Origin of the sequence: Aureibaculum flavum (assembly GCF_016406085.1) — a bacterium.
GTDB lineage: Bacteria > Bacteroidota > Bacteroidia > Flavobacteriales > Flavobacteriaceae > Aureibaculum > Aureibaculum flavum.
The window spans coordinates 1-15,497 of the sequence record NZ_JAEHFJ010000014.1 but is presented as its reverse complement, the minus strand read 5'-3'; the positions used below and the strand labels follow the sequence as shown (position 1 = coordinate 15,497).

Genomic DNA, 15,497 nt, shown 5'->3' with positions numbered 1-15,497 from the left:
TTTTTTAGTATTACCAATTCACATAGGGATTGTTTACTAAAGCTGAATTGTAATATTTAGTAATGCCTGTTACCTCATTGCCTAACCATTCAGGTTTAGTGAACATTTCTTCTTCGGAGGATAATTCAATTTCTGCGACTACTAACCCTTTATTCTCCGCATAAAATTCATCAACCTCAAAGGTATGAATCCCTGATTTTACTAAATACCTACTTTTATCAATAACACCAGGTTCACAAATTTTTAATAAATCTTTTGCTTCATTAACGGGAATCTCCTTTTCCCATTCGTACCTAGAAGCTCCAGAGGCATTACAAATTCCTTTTACGGTCAAATAACCTAAGTCACCCATAATTCGAACACGTACTGTACGTTCTGGCACAGAAGATAAAAAGCCTTGAATAATTTTTAGATTTTTAAAAGCTTCTTTTTTATAAGCATCACTTACAACTAAGAATTTACGTTCAATTTCTAATGCCATAAATTATAATTAAGTTATAAATATTAAGATAATAAAGTATTTAATTGAGTATGACTTCACTTGCTTCAATACTTTTAGTTTTTTTTAATTAAAAAACAAATTTCAAGTACCAAAATCCAACTAAAAAATAAAATACCAACAGCAACATTTTGCATTTATATTATAATCTTTATGTTAATGCTTTTTGCTGTGTATAAACTATTTTATTTTTATGCTAAATGCTTCGTTGTCTTCCAATTTTCCAATTAGAATATCATTCTCAGCTACTCTACCCACGCCTTCAGGTGTTCCTGTAAAAATAATATCACCTTTTTTTAGGGTAAAAAATTGAGAAACGTAAGCTATTAAATCATCTATTTTCCAAAGCATAGCGTTTGTGTTTCCGTTTTGAACAACAACCTCATTTTTAGATAACTGAAACTTTAAATTTTCTAAATCAAATTTATCTTTAGGATAAAACTCACCTATCACAGCACTACCATCAAAAGCTTTGGCTTTTTCCCATGGCAACCCTTTTTCTTTACATTGAGCCTGTACATCGCGAGCTGTAAAATCAATACCCAGGCCAATTTCGTCATAATATTTATGAGCAAATTTAGACTCAATATGCTTTCCTACTTTATTGATCTTTACCAACACCTCAACCTCATAATGAATGTCACTCGAAAATGCTGGAATAAAGAATGGCATTTTCTTCGGTAAAATTGCAGAGTCTGGCTTTAGAAAAACGACTGGATTTTCAGGTCTTTCATTTGCTAGTTCTTCTATATGTTTGGCATAATTTCTTCCTATACAAATTATTTTCATCGGTTTTATTTTTTAGGATTAGCTGTCTTTTAAATGAACATTAGTGCTATGTTATTTATTCACCTGATTCTGGAAATACAACAGCTCTGTTATTTGCTACTATTATTTGATTTTGCAGATGACATTTAATGGCTTTAGCAAGCACTAAGCGTTCAATATCAGCTCCAATACGTTTTAATGTTTTTGGAGTACAGTCATGCGTAACACGCTCTACACCTTGTTCAATGATAGGACCTTCATCTAAATCTTCAGTAGCGTAATGTGCAGTAGCTCCAATAAGCTTCACCCCTCTTTCATACGCTCTTTTATAAGGATTAGCTCCTTGAAATGCAGGCAGAAAAGAATGATGAATATTTATTATTCTTTCCGGAAAGCTATTGATAAAATTAGAAGACAGAATTTGCATGTATCTTGCCATTATAATTAAATCGATTTTATGATCATTTAACAATTTAATAACCTCATCTTCTTGTTTCTCTTTAGCTCCCTTAGTCACAGGTAAATAAAAATAAGGAATGTTAAACATTTCAGCAATAGGTCGTAGTTTATCGTGATTACTGATTACCATACTAATGTTACAATTTAAATCACCCTCTCTTTGCCGCTCAAGTAAATCATATAAACAATGCGATGTGTGTGAAACCAAAATAGCAACATTTGGCTTACGATCTCCATAATTAACAGACCAATTAAAATTTAAAGGTTCCGCTAATTCTAAAAAATTAGCTTCCAGCTCTTTTTTACTGATATGGGTTCCTTCTGCATTTAATCTAATTCGCATAAAATATGTATTTTCAATAGAATTTACATATTGCTGACAGCTTAAAATATTAAAGCCTTTACTGTAAAAAAAGTTCGTGATTTTCGCCACCAACCCTTTGTTATCTGGACAATTTATTAAAAATGTTACTATTTGCGAATCCATTTATTATGCTATTTTTAATTTTAGATTATTTAAGAAACTTTGAATTTATGGCAACCATTTCTTTTCAAAATTAGGTTTACGTTTTTCTAAAAAGGCATCGCGACCTTCTTTGGCTTCTTCTGTCATATAGGCTAATCGTGTCGCTTCTCCGGCAAAAACTTGTTGCCCTACCATTCCGTCATCGGTTAAGTTCATGGCAAATTTTAACATTTTTATAGAAGTAGGCGATTTTTCCAAAATTTCTTGTGCCCACTGATATGCGGTATCTTCTAATTCATTGTGCGGTATCACAGCATTTACCATTCCCATTTCATAAGCTTCTTGAGCGGAATAATTTCGTCCTAAAAAGAAAATTTCTCGTGCTTTTTTCTGCCCCACCATTTTTGCTAAATATGCTGATCCATAACCACCATCAAAACTAGTTACATCTGCATCCGTTTGCTTAAAAATAGCATGTTCTTTACTTGCCAATGTTAAGTCGCATACTACATGTAAACTATGACCACCACCTACTGCCCATCCTGGTACCACAGCAATAACGGCCTTTGGCATAAAACGAATTAAACGTTGTACTTCTAAAATATTTAAGCGGTGCATACCATCTTCACCAACATAGCCTTGATGGCCTCTTGCTTTTTGATCTCCTCCACTGCAAAAGGAATAGATACCATCTTTTGAAGAAGGTCCTTCTGCTGAAAGCAGCACAACACCAATACTGGTATCTTCTTGTGCATCATAAAAAGCATTATACAATTCACTTGTCGTTTTTGGACGAAATGCGTTGCGTACATCAGGCCTATTGAAAGCAATTCTGGCCACGCCATTAGACTTTTTATAGGTAATATCTTCGTATTTTTTTACAATTTTCCAATCTGGTTGTATCATTTATTACAATTTTATGCGATTCTAATCGTTTGTAAAGATAGAATTAAGAAAAAGAGAAAAAAAATTAACCACTTAAAAATCCAAAAATTGTGTAAGTATGAAAAAAATCTACTCGCTATTACTTGTATTAACGTTTAGTTTTGCTGCATTTAGCCAGAACATTTCGTTAGAAGCTTTTAAATCATCCGAATTAAGCGGTGAATTAAATAGTACACGTACTTTAAAAATTTATGTACCCGATTCTTATCAACAAGACTCTACGAGGGTATACCCATTAGCTATTGTTTTAGATGCTGAATATCTTTTTGATATTTATGTAGCCAACTCTAAACTTTTTGCTGCTAAAGACAAAGCACCAGAACAAATTGTTGTTGGTATTTTTCAAAACCAAAAAAACGAACGTAAACTTGATTGTGCTGTAGATTTAAACAGTATGTTAACAGAGACAAGTTCTAAATTTTATAAATTCATTAAGAATGAATTGATTGGTTATATTGAACATAATTATAGAATTTCACCATTTAGAACTATTGTAGGAAATACCATTACGGCAAATTTCACCAACTACTTTATGGTAGAACCAACACCAATTTTTAATGCATATATCAATATTAACCCAAGATATTCTCAAGATATTGCAGATTTATTTAGAGGTAAAGTACCAACCATAGACCGACATACTTATTATTATTTGAATAATGGTGCATTTTTAGGTGAAGAGAAAAGCAAAAACATTGAGTCTCTTTATTATGTTTTGAAAAATTTTGAAAACGACAATTTTAAATATAAATATGACGCATTTGATACCTCAACGAACATTTCTTCAATGGGGCAAGCAATACCCGCTGCTATGGCTCATATTTTTGACATGTATTCATCAATTTCTAAAGAAGAATTTGATACTAATATTGCCGATTTAAATCCGGCAGAAGCTATTGAGTATATAGAAAAGAAATATGTTGAGATACAATATCTTTTTGGAGCCAATCTAAAAATTAGAGAGAGAGATATTTTTGCTATTGAGTCTATAATTTTAGATAAAGAAGACGGTGCGTATTTAGAAGAATTCGGTAAAATGATTAACAGATTGTATCCTGAATCTCCCATAGGCGACTATTATATTGGTCAATATTACGAAACAGGAAATAATTTAAAGAAAGCTTTAAAATATTATAAAAACGGATTTGCAAAAATATCATCTGAAGATCCTAATTCTGACGGATATTATCAAAATGTAGAACGTGTATTAGCAAAGCAGAAAAGCTTAAATAACGGTCAAGAAATTGGTGACGATTACGATGAAGAAATAATTGAGTCTGTAGAAGGTGATGAAACTGGACGCTAGATCCTAATAATCTTAAAACAAAATAAAAGCCGCTCTACAAGAGCGGCTTTTTTATTTAATTGCATTGAAGTAGTTTTTTAAGACCTCATCATTTATAGTATTGGGTGTGAAAATTTCTAATAATTTAGGCTGTTCAGAAGCCTCAAAGAAAGTATCTAACTGTCGGAATAACGCTTCTTTAGTTGAAGCTTTACTATAACATAACTGATACATTTTACATAGATGTTCTGCATTTAGATGGTGCTTGGTTTCAAAATAGTCTAAGGCATTTGTTTTTTTAGGTCCAGGTAAAATTTTAAAAATACCTCCACCTCCATTATTTAAGAGAATAATTCTAAAATTTTTAGGTATATATTTATTCCACAATGCATTACTATCATAAAAGAAGCTAATATCTCCGGTAATAAAAGTAGTTTGTTCTTTTGAAATTGAAGCTGCTCCTATCGCTGTAGAAGTGCTTCCGTCAATACCACTTGTGCCCCTGTTGCAAAACACTTTTATTGAAGGATTGTTATCATACAATTGAGCGTAACGTATTACCGAACTGTTTGAGAGTTGCAATTGTGTAGCGTCAGGTAGTTTATTTAACACCGCATCAAAAACTTCAAAATCAGAAAAGGTGACGTCTTTCACAAATTGCTGGTGCTTACTATTTCGTTCTTCTTTTATGGTTAACCAATGTTTCTGATACGTACTTTCTACCGGTTTTATTAAATTTATAAATTGTTCAAAAAATAGTGAACCTGACATTTTAAAATGATGCGTTAAACAATGATACGTATCTAAGCAGTTATCACTATTGATATGCCAATGATTTTTGGGTTGGTACTTTCGTAAGAATTGTTTTATCTTTTTTGAAACAATCATCCCGCCAAGGGTAACCAACAAATCTGGTTTTAGTTGCTCAAAATCAGTATCCTGTAATGAAAAAATGAGTTTATCAATACTATTTATAAAGTTGGGATGGTGAAGGTTAGAGGTGTTTTCTGTAAATACCAACACTGACTGATCATGTACCAATTCATTTAAGTGTTGCTGTAATAAATCATCGGGATAATTGGCTCCTATCAGTATTATTTTTTGAGCTGATTGATTCCAAATGTTGGAAAAATCTTCCAAATTAAAATCTATTTCCTCTTCAATAGTCATGAATTTTGCCTCAACATTATTTATAGATAAGCTATTACAGGTTTCGTATAAAGGCTCATCAAAAGGCACATTAATATGAGTTGGTCCGCTTTTAAGAATGGCGTACTGTATGGCTTCAGAAATCAATTTTTCATTTTCCTGTTCAAACTGCTTACCATGCCTTAAATTGGCATTAAAAACACTGTGATTTTCAAAAATATTTTCTTGGCGGATGGTTTGTCCATCACCAATATCTATCAACTCTTTAGGCCTATCTGCAGAAATAACGATTAGCGGAATATTACTATAAAAAGCTTCTGCAAAGGCAGGATAATAATTCAACAACGCAGAACCTGAAGTACACACTACGGCTACTGGCATTTGAGTTTGCTGAGCAATACCCAATGCGAAAAATGCGGCACACCTTTCATCTACAATACTATATGTTTTTATATGGGGATGATTGGTAAAACCAATGGTTAAGGGTGCATTACGTGAGCCCGGAGAAATGATGATATGTTCTACGTTATACGCAACACAACTCTCTACAATTAATTGAGAAAGTTCTTTTTGGGAATAAATCATTACTATTGTTTCTGATTTAGGGGTAAAGGATTAACTAAAACACTGAATAAATAACAAAATTAAGACTATTGTTCAAGTTTACCTTGGTTCTTCACACTATTTAACAACACCATATTGATCAAATAAATAAAGCATTGATGCCATAGAGGCCGCTCCTAGTTCCAATTCACGTTGGTTAACCGCCTCAAATACATCGGCTTCTGTGTGATGGTAGTCAAAATACCGTTGCGAATCTGGTTTTAACCCTAACAATACATTATCATCTTTTTTTAAGGGGCCAATATCTGCACCACCTCCTCCTCTGGCAAAAATATGAATGTTATAAGGTTCAAATAATGATTTCCACTGTAAAACTTGATCGTAATTTTTATCATTACATGTAAAACCAAATCCGCGAGGTGAAAAACCACCAGAATCAGATTCTAATGCCACAATATGATTTTCTTTTTTCTTTACCACTTCAGCAGCATACGCCTTTCCGCCACTTAAGCCAAACTCTTCATTAGCAAACAACACCACCCTTAAGGTTCTTTTGTTCTTAATTCTCAAGGTTTTAAATAATCGTAATACTTCCATAGATTGCACTACTCCTGCCCCATCATCATGTGCACCTTCTCCTAAATCCCAAGAATCTAAATGTCCACCAACTACCATTATTTCATCTGGGTAATTAAGGCCTTCAATTTCACCAATTACATTAAAAGACTGTGTATCTGGTAAGTTCTTACAATTTTGTTTAAAGTAGAATTTAAGCTTCATTTTATCATTTTGCTTTAACAAGCTACTCAACATTTCTGCACTATTTGTACTTATGGCTGCTGTAGGAATTTTTTGACTTTCATCAATATCTCCATAACGCATAGTACCTGTATGTGGCACATTGTCTATTTTAGTAGTCATAGAGCGGACTATAGCACCTATTGCTCCATATTTACCTGCCACTGCGGCACCGTTTACACGTTGACCAACAGCAGCTCCATAGGCTTTAAAAGTTTCAATTTTATCAGCAGGCATGGCTCCGTTATAAAACACAATTTTACCTTTTACTTTGTCTCCTAATTCTTCTACTTCTTTTAAACTTTTCACTTCAATTACCTCTGCTAACAATCCTTCTTCCGGCGTGGCAATAGAACCACCTAAGGCTCTAATATTTACATTAAAATTACCGAACTCTGTTGCTACATGCCCCTCTTCTTTCTCTCCACGTACCCAATGCGGTACGGTTACGGGTTGCAACCATACTTTGGTTAGACCTAATTTATCTAATTCAGCTTTTGCCCAAGCTACGGCCTTTTTATCGCCCTCTGAACCTGTTAAGCGATGGCCTACTTTTTTGGTTAATTGTTGTAACCATAAATAGCTTTTACCTTTTGTTAACGCCTCTGTATAAAGTTTTTTTAGCTGAACAGAATCGTTAGTAACATTTGTTTGTGCAGAAAGGTTTGCGGTCATTAATAGTAGTACGCTTAATGTTATTAACTGCTTCATAATTTTAATTGCTATTATTTGTGAATTTATGTAAAAAGAGGTTTTGAATCTGGTATGATTTTTCAAAATTAATCATTTTGAAGTTGTGCTCTAAATTCGTCTAACCGAGCTTTCGTTTTATCATCTAATTCAGGTGCCTTAATGTCTTTATAACTTTCTAAGGTTTCTAAAATAGTAGTTGCTACGATAGTTCTCGCAGTAGGTTTATCATCTGCCGGTACAATGTACCAAGGTGCTTTTTCTGTAGACGTTCTATTAATAGCATCTTCATAACAGGCTTGATAGGTACCCCAATGTTCACGTTCTTCAAGATCGCCAGCAGAGAACTTCCAATTTTTATTTTTTTTCTCTATTCTACGTAACAATCTGTTTTTCTGCTCCTCTTTAGATACATGTAGAAAGAACTTTAAGATGATAGTACCATTATCAGCAATGTGCTTTTCAAAGTTATTGATGTCTTCCATTCTGTTATGGAAAAAAGTATCATCAATATCGTTTATACTCTTTACGGATGGAAGTTTTTCACCCATAATATATTCAGGATGCACTCTTGTAACCAAAACATTTTCATAATGGGTACGGTTAAAAACGCCTATTTTACCTCTTTCTGGTAAGGCAACATAATGACGCCACAAAAAATCGTGCTTTAACTCTTTATCTGTTGGCACCTTAAAGCTATGTACTACAACACCTCTGGCATTTACTTGTTTAAAAACCTCTCTTATTAAACTGTCTTTACCTGAAGTGTCCATGCCTTGTAAACAAACTAACATACTATACTTACCATGTGCATACATGGTATCTTGTAATTCACTAAGTTGCTTTCTGGCTTTTTTTAATTTGTCTTTGGCATTAGTATCAACTTCTTTTGTTGAAATTTTGGACAGATTTATGGGAGTGTTAACTTTATATTTATGCATACGGATTCGAAGGATTTTATAGGGTAAAATTAGGTAAATTAATCTGTTTTTAAAAAGGTTAAGCGGTATTGATAATAAAAATAGGTATTGACACTATTTTTATCTTCTTATTATTAAAACCTCATCATCTGAAAATTCCATCCAAGCAAAATCATAAACGTAGTTATAAATTTTCCCCTGTTTATTAAGGTTGTAATGTGTTAAATATTTAAAATTGAATTTCTTTTTTGCCAATGTTAATCGCTTTACTTTTTTCTGACCCAAATTTTTTCCTAATAACTCTAAAAGTATAGCTCTATTTCTATGTAAAATTCTATCAATTTCTATAGCATTAATTCTTGTAATTCTTCTTAAGTTGGTGTGGTAATAATTTTTACATTTTACAGAACAAAACAACCGATCTGATCGTCCAACAATTTTTTTTTACAAATTTTACACATCATAAGTTTCTAAAGGTACTTATTTTAATTGATTTCACCTCTAGTCGTTTTTAACGGTTAATATACGTTTACAAACGGATACAGTCGACTAATAACCGTTTATAGCTTTTTTTACGTTTAGTTTTATCCATTATGAAAACATTAGAGAAAATACAAAACAAATTAAAACAGCGTAACTATTCAAAAAACACGCAAAATGTATATTATAGTTTTTTAAAAATGTATGCCAAATATTGCAATGAGCATAATTTAGATGCAAAAAAGGATGCTTCACCATTTATTTTACATTTAATTGATTTGGGATATGCCATAAGTACACAAAACCAAGCCATTAATGCGATAAAATTTTATTGGGAACATATTTTAGGTTTTGAACCAAAATTTATTACCATTGATAGACCTATGAAGGAGAGGCGATTGCCTCCTATTTTTAGTTTAGAAGAGGTTGCTAAAATATTTGATTGCACTGAAAACTATAAGCACCAAATGGTTTTGACAACTATATATGCCTGTGGATTAAGAATTGGTGATTTAATTAATTTAAAGATTGAGGATATAGATGGTGAGAGAAAAACAATGCACATTAAGCGTGGAAAAGGTAAAAAGGACCGAATGATACCAATACCTGAGAGCTTATTGATTAAATTAAGAGTTTATTTAAGAATTTACAAACCTGAATTGTATCTTTTTGAAGGACGAGCAAAAAAAGGGAGCACTGAATCTGTTAAATATTCTGCCAGTAGTATCAGATCCTTTTACAAAAACTCATTATTTAAAGCTCATATTAAAAAGAAAGCTACTTTGCACACCTTAAGGCATAGTTATGCAACTCATTTATATGAAAATGGAATAAATTTAAGGAGTATTCAGGTATTACTGGGACATGAAAGCTCTAAAACTACCGAATTATATACACATGTCAGTAATGTACACATTAATAAAACACCTAGTCCGTTAGATTTTTTAAAAAAATAATTACCTTTAAGGCCATAACGGATATAAACGCAATACGTTTATACAATTGTTGGCATTCATTAAAAAAAAAATACGATATAAACAATTAGAAGATATTTAAGAAATCCTTAGGGGTAGCCTCTTTGCACTGCAATGGTTTTGTTCCAGTAGCCTTTTTAGTAGTTAGTTTAATAATTTTAAGGTTCATTTTGAGCCTAATAACCAATAAAAAAAAGGAAACAGATATGGAGCAAGTTAAAAAAAGAGTCAATAAAGTCAGAACACAAGTAATGAATGGAGTAACATCTACAATTGAAACAGTTTGGGCTATTGGAACATCCATTGCAGGCACTGATGTGCTAAAAAACAAAAAAGTAAATGACTGAAAAATTTATATTTCCAAATGCTGGAATTCATATCGTTTCTCATAAAATTGGAGAAGCGGATTATTTTTTAACAAAACTGAAAGAAACACATTCTTGGGACAATGAATACAATTATATTTTTAGTGCTTATGTAAGTGCATTAAGAAGTATCACTTTTACATTACAATTCGTAATGAGAAAATATCCCGAATTTGATGAATGGTATAAAATAAGACAAGATAGATTGAGAAAAAGCGAAGTTGCTAAGTCATTCGTTGAATTCAGAAACCACGCACAGAAAACAGGAATAATTCCAATAGCAAAGGAAAGGAGTATTTTCGAAGGAATACTTTACGATTCTGACCAATTTTATGTTCCAACAAATTCTGATATTAAAAGTGTACCAAGCGGAAATGTTATTGATTTATCAGAAAAATGTTTAATCGAAGTATTAGAGGTCGTCGCAGAATGCTACAAAGACTTTGACGTATATATCGACCCAAGAGTTTTATTTACTAAAAGAGCTTTGGAAAAACTTAATTGGACGATTGAGGATTTAGAAGAATTCGTTGGAATTCCGAAAGGATATACTGATATGGATTATGAAGACTTGGAAGTGTCAAACGACGAAATTCGATTAAAACTAATAAGAAAACAAGGTGGAGATGAAACATTACAAGTTTACATTGACAAATATTTAATTGAAGAATAACGAAATGCCAACACCGTATATAATTTATTGCTGGCTTCTCGCCTACTTACGAAAGTCCTCGTGGACTTTCTTGGTCGGTAATTATTTACTAAATTAGTTGCTTGAAACACGCAACAAACCATATACAACAACGTTACCATACATTAAAAAAATGCTAAGATTTAAAACAATATTCTTTGTGATATTTTCACTCTTTAGTGCATTATCCTTTTCTCAAACTAAAGATACGATTGTACACGCTTATATGAGTGTTCAAAATTATGAAATGAATCCATCAGAAATCAAAAAAACTATAAATCCTAAAAAAATAGATTATGAAGGAAGTTACCATTTCGGTGAATCCGAAGGAGAGTCTGATTTAGAAATTATCTTTAGTAATAATAAACTCTATGCTAGAACGGAATATGCTGACTGGGAAAATAATACTTGGGTTGGAAAATCTGATAGACTTCCTATCGAATATTCAAAGCATAAAACTGTAATTGACAAAACGGAATATGAATTATCAATTTCTGACAATGAAAAAGGACTAATTTCTCATTATTATAAAAATGTTGGAGAAAAAACACATCACTATATCCAGTTTAACCCAAGTAATGATATTGAAAAACCTCAAGGTAAATATCCTGAATCTAGCTTTGTAAAATTAACATTAAAAGAATTAACTGAACTACCTAAAAGTGAATTAAAAATAATGCGAAATGAAATATTTGCTCGAAATGGATACATTTTTAAGTCAGGTGGAAAAATGGATACTTATTTCTCAAAAAAAATATGGTACAAACCTATAAAAAAAGATAATATCAACTTTAGTGATATTGAAAAACACAATATTGAGTTAATCTTGAAATTAGAGTAAGTATAAACGTATGGTAACAATGTATAAAAAACATAGGGCTTTTGTGTAAACTCCAAAGGTCAGTGTATTTTTATGAAGTCCGCTAAATATAAAATTTGACATTTAACTCAAAAATAAAAGCAAAATATTTATATTTAGCTAAGTTCTAAAACGAAACGAAAGTGCTTATTTACTGCCCTACGTTTCTTATACAAAACGTTGCCCACAATATGAAAAAACCATTGAGAATTTTAATAACACTTCTGATTTTCCTGATTACGGGCGAATCTTATTCTCAAGAATTTAATAAAATATATTACGGAATTGTTTCTGACAGCATCAATCGAAACCACTACTTGGAATTTAAAAATGACTCAATCGTTGAATTGATTTCTATTCGCAGGCATATGCAACCTCAATTAAGAATAGAACTGACTTATTCAAACAACGAGGGAAATATCTCAATAAAGTCTGACCAAATAACGGAACAAGATGCGGACGAAATAAAGCAATACGGTTTTATTCCATTTTTGACTGAAATTTATATGGAGAATGACGGAAAAGCATTTCTTAACAAAACGGATGGAATAATCTATGTTATTTACGATGATTTTAAAAACGAAAGTTACACGACATATATAATTGACGGAATTGAATATCGACAAGAAGATGCAATTGCAAATTCTTACGGCTTACTGGAAAGAGAACCGAAAAGGAATCGAAAACTGAAAAGGAAACTCAAAAAAATAGAATCGGATTTAAAGAATTACAAGATAGAAGTACATAAAGGAATTGACGCCTTTTTAAAATTCGGTTATGAAAAAGTATTGGGTGTTATTGAACTGAATCGGAAATAAATACTGTGGGCAACAACGTGTATAAAACATAGCTATTATAGGCTTTTCGAGAGTTTTTTGCTTATTTACAAAGTACGCCAAATTTTTAATTTGGTATATTTAGAAAAAGAAAGTTAAACATAAAAATTAAAAATTCGGCTCGTGCTAAACCCGAAAAGTTAGCGTCTTTTTATAAGCTACGTTTCATACACAAGACCGTTGTAGCACATTAGATGAAGCATATCTCAACTTACCAAATTCATGATACTTTCATAATTACTGGAAGAGGAATTGTATTGACTGGAAGAATTCTAGATGGTAGTATATTTTCGACTAATGACATTTTAGAATTTGAATTTAAAGGACAGATTTTGAAAAGAAAAATTTCGTGGATTGATAATGGAATGAGAGTGGAAAATGGAAAACCGAATATCGGAATTATGATAGAGACGGAAAATGAGGATGAAATCTCGGAATTGAGAAACTGGAGCCCAAAACTGACAATCGGAAAAATTTATTCTAATGGATAAAATTGGAATTACAATATATAGAATAAAAAAACGTGCTACAACAACGCCTATAGTTCATTGCGGCGGAATTTCCTTCTCGGAAATTCTTATCTTGCAATGAAGGCTTGGTAATATCGGAATAGTCCTCGCGGACGATTCCGCAACGAAAACCATAGCCCAACCGTTGGGCGTAATTTACCACATAAAGAAACATTAGTTAAAGTGTCAAATTTTATTTAGAAAATAACACTAAATTTAACCGTTAATCGGATTTAAAAAAAACAAACGCAAATGATAACAAAAATAGAGGTTAATGGATTTAAGTCGTTATCAGATTTTACTTTAAAACTGAATTCAGGATTAAATATATTAGTTGGTCCAAATGGTTCTGGTAAGACAAATATTATCTTGTTTTTTGAATTTTTATCACAACTAATGTCAAATCAAATAGGTCACGCCGTAAGTGCCGTTGGAGGTGCTGGGACTATTTTTAAAAAAATTGGATTAAATGATTACGAAAAAGACATAGAATTTAAAATATATGGTTCAAAAAAAATTCAAAAAAGAAAAACAGTTACATACGAATATCATGCTAAAATAACCACATCGTTTGAAAAGGATAGTATTATATACTCACACCAAAATATTAAGTTAAGGTCAGGTTCTAAATTTTGGAAAGACCCAGACGAAAAAAACTATACTAGACCTAAATGGGATATAGACATTTCTCATAATCAAATAGATGGCAAACCAGATATTAAAATTAACACTCTCAATACTAAAAAAATTGAATCTCGTTTTTTGAGAAGAGAAAATGAAGAACCAGAAAAACTAAGTGAGGGAATTACAAATTTCATAAAAGAATCCTTACCGTCTGTCAAAAGTATAGTAAGTTCCCTATTTGTAATTGCTGATGATTTTGCATTCGCAATTTATGCAGATTTAATTGGTGGCGAGACATTTAATGTTGTTCCTAGTAAGGTAAAAGAGCAAGAAGATGCCGCAACACCACCAGGGATTAAAAAAGATGGCTCTGGTTTAGCAACCACTCTTTATGCAATGAAAAACAGTAAATCTAAAGAACCAAATAATTTAAGATTTCATTTTTATTTTGACCATAGAGAAAGAACTTATGACCCAAACACCTTAAAGAAAATTGTTTCCTATTTAAAACTTGCGAATCGAACAATAAAAGATTTAGACGTAATAAATGACCCTTTCAATAATAAACTAATTGTTAAAGTATTTATTGAGACAGGTGAGTATACTTCTGTGCTTCCGCTTTCTGCAATGTCAGATGGGACAATCAAATGGCTCGCATTAATTACAGCAATTCTAACGTCAAAAACCATCTTCTCAATAGAGGAGCCTGAGAATTTTTTACATCCTTGGATGCAAGCTGAGATTGCGAATATTATGAGAGAACATATTGAAAATAAAAAATTAGAATCATTTGTTTTAATGACAACTCATAGTGAATCTCTATTAAATCATTCTGAACCAAATGAAATACTCTTAGTAGACCTCGATAATGGAAAAACAACTGCCAAACGACTTACTGATATATCGCTTATAAAAGACGAAATTTCCAAATCTGGATTTGGATTAGGACATTTTTATTTTTCTAATGCTTTACACAATGAGTAATCCAGCGTTCATAGTTGACGGGTTTACTGAAAAGCTCGTAATAGGGAGCTTATGCCCTGGAAAACCAGTAAGCAGAACAGACTTAAATGGCAAGTCTGTAACAATCGAAGCTATCGCGAATAAAGTCGCTAGTTTAATAAGACTATTTAACAATAGACATTATCCGATTATTATAATAATTGATAGAGAACAAAGAGAAGAAAGTTGTTCAGATTTATGTGCAGAATTGGGTAATAAACTTATTAAATTAGGACTTAATGACCAAGATATTCGAATTTGCTTTGCAGATAGAATGTTCGAAAATTGGATAATCGCAGATTGGAATGTATTTGAAACGGAAAAAGAAAAACCGGATTCAACTGATGGTCTTAGAGGTTCTTCTGAGATAAAAAAGATACTTGGTTCGTACCATAAAACCACAGAAGGAGTTGAACTATTCTTAAAATGTGACTTAGAAAAAGTCTATTCATGCTCAGAAAGTTTTAGGAATTTTGTTGATTCAATTCCTGACATAAATTGCAATAAATTGAAGTTTGCGAAATAAAAACTACGCCCAACAAAGAACTGTGGTAAAAAACAAGTAAAATTTGCTTAATTTACCACTAAAGTACTTCTGTAATTCTGATCGTAAG

At 31.9% G+C, this 15,497-nt stretch carries 16 protein-coding genes; 9 read left to right on the top strand and 7 right to left on the bottom strand.

The window, feature by feature from the left end; translation table 11 throughout:
* Positions 1-10: 10 nt before the first annotated feature.
* The 4 genes from JBL43_RS18745 to JBL43_RS18730 form a co-directional block, all read right to left on the bottom strand.
* Complete coding sequence (locus tag JBL43_RS18745) at positions 11-481, bottom strand: CYTH domain-containing protein (RefSeq protein WP_198842900.1); 471 nt, start codon at positions 479-481, stop codon at positions 11-13.
* 198 nt (positions 482-679) lie between these two features.
* Positions 680-1,288, bottom strand: coding sequence for a fumarylacetoacetate hydrolase family protein (locus JBL43_RS18740; protein ID WP_198842899.1), 609 nt, complete (start codon positions 1,286-1,288; stop codon positions 680-682).
* Positions 1,289-1,343: 55 nt separating this feature from the next.
* The gene (gene purU / locus JBL43_RS18735) at positions 1,344-2,213 is read right to left on the bottom strand and encodes a formyltetrahydrofolate deformylase (protein ID WP_198842898.1); all 870 of its coding nucleotides are present in this window, start codon (positions 2,211-2,213) and stop codon (positions 1,344-1,346) included.
* Positions 2,214-2,258: 45 nt separating this feature from the next.
* Positions 2,259-3,098: a 1,4-dihydroxy-2-naphthoyl-CoA synthase gene (locus JBL43_RS18730; RefSeq protein ID WP_198842897.1), complete on the bottom strand. Its 840-nt coding sequence runs from the start codon at positions 3,096-3,098 to the stop codon at positions 2,259-2,261.
* Positions 3,099-3,195: 97 nt separating this feature from the next.
* On the opposite strand from JBL43_RS18730, the gene JBL43_RS18725 reads away from it, so the two are divergent.
* Positions 3,196-4,443, top strand: a complete 1,248-nt coding sequence (locus JBL43_RS18725) for an alpha/beta hydrolase (protein ID WP_198842896.1) — start codon at positions 3,196-3,198, stop codon at positions 4,441-4,443.
* A 51-nt stretch (positions 4,444-4,494) separates the two neighbouring features.
* Here JBL43_RS18725 and menD read toward each other — a convergent pair whose 3' ends face one another.
* From menD to JBL43_RS18710, 3 genes are all read right to left on the bottom strand, one after another.
* The gene (gene menD, locus JBL43_RS18720) at positions 4,495-6,156 is read right to left on the bottom strand and encodes a 2-succinyl-5-enolpyruvyl-6-hydroxy-3-cyclohexene-1-carboxylic-acid synthase (protein WP_198842895.1); all 1,662 of its coding nucleotides are present in this window, start codon (positions 6,154-6,156) and stop codon (positions 4,495-4,497) included.
* A gap of 96 nt (positions 6,157-6,252) precedes the next feature.
* Entirely contained in the window at positions 6,253-7,644 is a 1,392-nt protein-coding gene (locus JBL43_RS18715; RefSeq protein WP_198842894.1) for a M20/M25/M40 family metallo-hydrolase, read from the bottom strand.
* A 68-nt stretch (positions 7,645-7,712) separates the two neighbouring features.
* A complete protein-coding gene (locus tag JBL43_RS18710; RefSeq protein ID WP_198842893.1) occupies positions 7,713-8,564 on the bottom strand; it encodes a PPK2 family polyphosphate kinase in 852 nt (283 codons plus the stop codon).
* A 572-nt stretch (positions 8,565-9,136) separates the two neighbouring features.
* Between JBL43_RS18710 and JBL43_RS18705 the strand changes: the two genes are divergently transcribed.
* The 8 genes from JBL43_RS18705 (at position 9,137) to JBL43_RS18670 (ending at position 15,409) form a co-directional block, all read left to right on the top strand.
* Positions 9,137-9,979 carry a tyrosine-type recombinase/integrase gene (locus tag JBL43_RS18705; RefSeq protein WP_198842892.1) on the top strand — a complete coding sequence of 281 codons (843 nt, stop codon included), beginning with the start codon at positions 9,137-9,139 and terminating at the stop codon, positions 9,977-9,979.
* 224 nt (positions 9,980-10,203) lie between these two features.
* Entirely contained in the window at positions 10,204-10,344 is a 141-nt protein-coding gene (locus tag JBL43_RS18700; protein ID WP_198842891.1) for a hypothetical protein, read from the top strand.
* Positions 10,337-11,035: an Ea47 family protein gene (locus JBL43_RS18695; RefSeq protein ID WP_198842890.1), complete on the top strand. Its 699-nt coding sequence runs from the start codon at positions 10,337-10,339 to the stop codon at positions 11,033-11,035. Before JBL43_RS18700 ends, JBL43_RS18695 begins: the two co-directional genes overlap by 8 nt.
* Positions 11,036-11,213: 178 nt before the next feature.
* Positions 11,214-11,894, top strand: a complete 681-nt coding sequence (locus JBL43_RS18690; protein ID WP_198842889.1) for a YARHG domain-containing protein — start codon at positions 11,214-11,216, stop codon at positions 11,892-11,894.
* A gap of 209 nt (positions 11,895-12,103) precedes the next feature.
* Positions 12,104-12,730: a hypothetical protein gene (locus JBL43_RS18685; protein WP_198842888.1), complete on the top strand. Its 627-nt coding sequence runs from the start codon at positions 12,104-12,106 to the stop codon at positions 12,728-12,730.
* A gap of 212 nt (positions 12,731-12,942) precedes the next feature.
* Positions 12,943-13,239 carry a hypothetical protein gene (locus JBL43_RS18680; RefSeq protein WP_198842887.1) on the top strand — a complete coding sequence of 99 codons (297 nt, stop codon included), beginning with the start codon at positions 12,943-12,945 and terminating at the stop codon, positions 13,237-13,239.
* Between the two features lie 270 nt (positions 13,240-13,509).
* A complete protein-coding gene (locus JBL43_RS18675; RefSeq protein ID WP_198842886.1) occupies positions 13,510-14,865 on the top strand; it encodes an AAA family ATPase in 1,356 nt (451 codons plus the stop codon).
* Positions 14,858-15,409 (top strand): DUF4276 family protein, encoded by a 552-nt coding sequence (locus JBL43_RS18670; protein ID WP_198842885.1) that lies wholly within the window; start codon positions 14,858-14,860, stop codon positions 15,407-15,409. Before JBL43_RS18675 ends, JBL43_RS18670 begins: the two co-directional genes overlap by 8 nt.
* Positions 15,410-15,497: the final 88 nt, after the last annotated feature.